This window comes from Streptomyces sp. adm13(2018) (genome assembly GCF_008042145.1).
GTDB lineage: Bacteria > Actinomycetota > Actinomycetes > Streptomycetales > Streptomycetaceae > Streptomyces.
Map to the genome: position 1 here is coordinate 1 of NZ_RDBH01000031.1, position 4,668 is coordinate 4,668.

A 4,668-nucleotide genomic window follows, 5' to 3' on the forward strand; every position below is an offset into this window, starting at 1 on the left:
TGCCGCCCCCGGCGTCCCCGTACCCACCGCTTCCGTACCCACTGCTGCCGTAACCGCTCATGCCGCGTACCCCCGATGCCCTGCACGTTCGAACCCAGGCATCCTAGGGGGCCGACGGAGGGTCCCCGGACAGGACGCCCCGGCAGGTCACCGCCCCCGTCGGCGCCAGGCCGCGTACGTCCGCCCGCCCGGGGAACGGCGGGGCCGATCATCGGACTTGGCCGGGGCACGTATGTCCGGGTGGCGCGGGCCGGGCCGGGGATGGCTTCATGAGAGGGGGCGCGGCGGTGTGCGCGCCGCAGTGGCGCTCGTACGACCCCGGGGGCGGCACGTGCCCCGGGCCCGCGATCCGTAGACGACACGCCGAGGTGATCTCTCATGGTGACAGACCGGTACGGCAACCCGCTGCACGAGTGCACCCAGGAGGCGGCCGCACACCTCGACCGCGCCGTCGAGTCCCTGCTCCACTTCAGCCCCGAAGTGGAGCAGGCGGTCGCCGACGCCCTGGCGAGCGCACCGACCTCGCCCGTCGCCCAGTCCTTCGCCGCCTACCTCGGGGCGCTGGGAACGGAGCCCGGCGACACCGTCGCCGCCCGCCGGACCTTCGACCGGTTCACGGCGGGCCTGGACGTCTCGGCCCTGCCACCGCGGGAGCGGCTGCACGTGGCAGCCGCCCGGGCGTGGCTGGCGGGGGATCTGACCCGCGCGGGCGGGCTGCTGGAGGAACTGTCCCTGGAGTGCCCGAGGGACGCGCTCGCGCTGGCCGTGGGACACCAACTGGACTTCTTCACCGGTGACTCGGTGCGCCTCCGCGACCGCGTCGGCGGAGCCCTCTCGGCCTGGGACGCCGCCGATCCGCACCGGGGCCTCGTGCTGGGCATGTACGCGTTCGGACTGGAGGAGTCGGGTCAGTACCGGCTGGCCGAGGAGGCGGGTCTCGCCGCGGTCGAGCAGAACCCGCGCGACGTCTGGGCGATCCACGCGGTGGTGCACACCTACGAGATGCAGGGACGGGTGGCGGAGGGCATCGGCTACCTCGACGCCCGCCGCGAGGACTGGGCGCGGGGCAACTACCTGAACGTCCACAACTGGTGGCACTACGCGCTGTACGCCCTGGAGGCGGGGAACACCCACACCGCCCTGGGCATCTACGACGCCGCCCTGCACAACGACGAGTCGGCCGGCCTCGCCATGGAACTCCTGGACGCCGCGGCCCTGTTGTGGCGGATCCGGCTCGCGGGCGGGGAGCCGGGCGCCCGCTGTGGAGTCCTGGCCGACGCCTGGGCGGCGCGGGCGGACCCGCCGTTCTACGCGTTCAACGACGTGCACGCCGTCATGTCGTACGTGGGTGCCGGACGCCTCGGGGAGGCGGAACGGCTCGTCGCCGACCGGCGGAAGTGGCTGGGCGAAGGCGGTGCGGACACCGTCACCAACAGGCGGATGACCGCGGACATCGGGCTGCCCGCGTGCGAAGCGCTCGTGGCGCACGGCCGGGGGGACCACGCCGCCGTCGTAGCGCTCCTGTGGCCGCTGCGCCGGAGGTTCCACGAGTTCGGCGGCAGTCACGCACAGCGCGACGCGCTCCAGAAGACGCTGCTCGACTCCGCGCTCGCCTCCGGGCGGCACGATCTCGCCCGTGCGCTCATCAGCGAGCGGATCGGACTGCGGCCCGACAGCTCGTACAACTGGTCCGCCCGGGCCCGTCTCGCCGACGCCCTGGGGGACACGGTCCTGGCCACCACCGCCCGCGACCGCGCGAGGCACGCGGCCGAGACGGCGGCGGAATCACTGCCGACGGCGCCATGACGTCCGAAGGACGGGCGGCCCACGAACGACAGGGCCTCCCGGGGACCCCGTACGGGTCCCCGGAGGAATGGCAGGGGTGACAGGAGTCGAACCTGCGACATCCGGTTTTGGAGACCGGCGCTCTGGCCAGCTGAGCTACACCCCTTCGGTGTGCAGACAGCGTGACACCGACGCGGATCAGAGACCACTCGGTTTCCGCGACGTGGGGTGCGCATCCGGTCGCGGCGGATCCGGCGAAACGGGAAGTGAGGGACGAAAGCGGAGCGGCCCCAGGGAGGAGACCGTCATGGTCGTCGGCGGCGTAACGCGCGCGCTCGTGGTGGGTGCCACGGGAAGCGTCGGGGGACTGGCCGCCGAGGCGCTGACCCGGCGCGGCGCCGCCACGGCCCTCGCAGGACGCGACCCCGAGCGCCTCGCCTCGCGCGCGGAACGGCTGGGCGGCCGCCCGCACCGCGGCTTCGAGGCGTACGACCTGGCCGCCTGCGAGGGGCTGGCCCCCTGGGCGCACGAAGCCCTGGGCGGGCTCGACGCGGTGGTCGTCGCCGTGGGGGTGCCGGGCTTCTCCCCGGCGGCGGACGTCCCGGAACCGGTCGCGGAGCATCTGATGACGGTGAACGCCCAGGCGCCCATGGCCGTCGTCCGCGGCGCTCTGCGCGTCCTGCCGGCGGGCGGCGCGGTGTCCGTCGTCACCGGCGTCATCGTCGACCGGCCGCTCCTCGGTACCGCGGACTACGCGGCGAGCAAGACGGCCCTGGCCACCTGGCTGGCCGTCGTCGGCCGGGAGGCGCGCCGTGCCGGGATCTCCGTCCTGGACGTCCGCATGCCCCACCTCGACAACGGCTTCGCGCAACGCCCCGCGATCGGCAGCCCCCCGTCCCTCCCGGAGGGGGAGGACACGGCCCGCGCGGTCGAGGAGCACCTGATCGCACCGCTGGTGGCCCGCCTGGGGGAGGGGGCGTAGCCGCTCCGCGCTCCCGGCTCGGTGAGGCTTGCCGTGGTTCGCCGCTATTTGCGGCCGACGCCCGCGTACATCGCGACGTCCGGCGTGACCGACACCGCGCGCCAGGCGGAGCAGGACACCACGCCGGGGTCGAGGAGTTCCAGGCCGTCGAAGTAGCGGGCGATCGCGGCGGGGGTCCGCTGCGTGAGCTTCGGCGTCCCGTGCTCGTTCCAGAACGCCACCGCCGCGTCCACGTCCGGCATGTCGGGGTGCCTGACCGTGTGGGAGAGGACGAGGTGGCTGCCGGGTGCGAGCGCGTCCATCAGACGCCTCACCACGGCGTACGACTCCTCGTCGTCCTCGACGAAGATGACCACCCCGAGGAGCATCAGCGCGACCGGCTGCGACAGGTCGAGGGTCTTCGCCGCGGCCGCCAGGATCGTGTCGACGTCCCTGAGGTCGGCGTCGAGGTAGTCGGTGCGCCCCTCGGGCGTCCCGACGAGCAGGGCGCGGGCGTGCGCGAGGACGAGCGGGTCGTTGTCGACGTACACGACCCTGGACTCGGGGGCGACGCGCTGGGCGACCTCATGGGTGTTGTCGGCGCTCGGCAGCCCCGTACCGATGTCCAGGAACTGCCGGATGCCCTCCCGCTCGGCCAGGTACCGCACCGCACGCCCCAGGAACAGCCGGTCCGCCTTGGCGTACTCCCCGATCCCGGGATGCAGCGCGCGGATCTGGTCGCCGGCCTCCCGGTCGACCGGGTAGTTGTCCTTGCCGCCGGTCCAGTAGTTCCAGATCCGGGCGGTGTGCGGCCGGGAGGTGTCGATGCGGGTCTCGATGTCGGTCACCTCCGCAACGTAGCGCAGCGCTCCGGCAACTCCCCTACGCATGTGGCGCGTTACACCCGTTGTTCACACGGCGCTCATCGACCGCACGAACGTCAGGTCCGCCGGACTCACCAACTCGCGCGGCCCGGCGGCCCGCAGCACGACGTCCAGCACGGGGGCCGGTTCGGCGGCGTACGCGTGGGAGAACCACGCCATGTTGGCCTCCACCACGGCCCATCGGTGACCCGGGCGGTACGGGTCGAGCAGCTGTCCGACATCCACGACGACGGCGCTCGGCAGGGAGGGTCCGGCCGCGGCGACCAGACGGTCGACGAACTCGGCGATCTCCCCGGCGAGATGGCCGTGCCGGTCGAGCGGCAGGGGATCGAGCCGGCCGAACACCGCGTACCGACTCCCCGCGGCGATCCGCCCGTCGAGCAGGAAGAGCCGGTACTCGGCGGCGAAGGTCACCACGTCGGAGAGGAGGACCGGGGTCGCCGGGTCCAGGTCGGCGGGCAGCCGCGAGCCGTCCGGGTACACGTCCGCAGGGAAGGACTTGTCCCGCGGCGGTTTGACGAACGCCGGCCGGTCCAGGGCCCACGCGTCCAGGACGGTGGCCGTACGGACCTCGCGCCCCGTGAACTCCTCCGGCAGTTCGGAGAGCCATTCGTCCGTCGGTTCGAGCAGCGCGAAGCCCAGCCGTGCGGCCATGCGCGCGCCGGCCGTCGGTCCGCCGTACCAGTACGCCGGCCCCGCGGCGGCGCCGACCTCCTCCGCGGCCCGGACGTCCATCCCGCGCCCCGCCGCCTCGGCAGCCAGCAGTTCCATCGTGGACGTCCGCCGTCCGGGCATGACCAGCACCGCAGTTCTCCTTCGTGACGTGCAGGCCGCCAGGCTAGACAGACCGCGTGCGGGCCGCCTTCCCATTCTCCAGCGGCCCCGGGAGCCCACCACCCGTCCGCGCCGCCTGTCGGCCGCGCCCGGATTCGGGCACCATGAGCCGCGCGAGTTGGTGAGTCCGGCGGACCTGACGTTCGTGCGGTCGATGAGCGCCGTGTGAACAACGTGCGGTCGATGAGCGCCGTGTGAACAACG

General features: G+C 73.5%; 4 protein-coding genes and 1 tRNA gene. 2 read left to right on the plus strand and 3 right to left on the minus strand.

Annotated elements, in window-relative coordinates:
- Positions 1 to 378: 378 nt before the first annotated feature.
- Positions 379 to 1,806, plus strand: coding sequence for a tetratricopeptide repeat protein (locus tag EAO70_RS02420; protein WP_148001377.1), 1,428 nt, complete (start codon positions 379 to 381; stop codon positions 1,804 to 1,806).
- Between the two features lie 68 nt (positions 1,807 to 1,874).
- On the opposite strand, the gene EAO70_RS02425 is transcribed toward EAO70_RS02420, so the two are convergent.
- A tRNA-Trp gene (locus tag EAO70_RS02425) sits at positions 1,875 to 1,951 on the minus strand.
- A gap of 141 nt (positions 1,952 to 2,092) precedes the next feature.
- Between EAO70_RS02425 and EAO70_RS02430 the strand changes: the two genes are divergently transcribed.
- Positions 2,093 to 2,767, plus strand: a complete 675-nt coding sequence (locus EAO70_RS02430) for an SDR family NAD(P)-dependent oxidoreductase (protein WP_148001378.1) — start codon at positions 2,093 to 2,095, stop codon at positions 2,765 to 2,767.
- A gap of 44 nt (positions 2,768 to 2,811) precedes the next feature.
- Here the strand turns inward: EAO70_RS02430 and EAO70_RS02435 are convergent, their stop codons facing one another.
- Both EAO70_RS02435 and EAO70_RS02440 read right to left on the minus strand, forming a co-directional pair.
- The gene (locus EAO70_RS02435; protein WP_148001379.1) at positions 2,812 to 3,594 is read right to left on the minus strand and encodes an SAM-dependent methyltransferase; all 783 of its coding nucleotides are present in this window, start codon (positions 3,592 to 3,594) and stop codon (positions 2,812 to 2,814) included.
- A gap of 63 nt (positions 3,595 to 3,657) precedes the next feature.
- Positions 3,658 to 4,401 (minus strand): ATP-grasp domain-containing protein, encoded by a 744-nt coding sequence (locus EAO70_RS02440; RefSeq protein WP_148001417.1) that lies wholly within the window; start codon positions 4,399 to 4,401, stop codon positions 3,658 to 3,660.
- Positions 4,402 to 4,668: the final 267 nt, after the last annotated feature.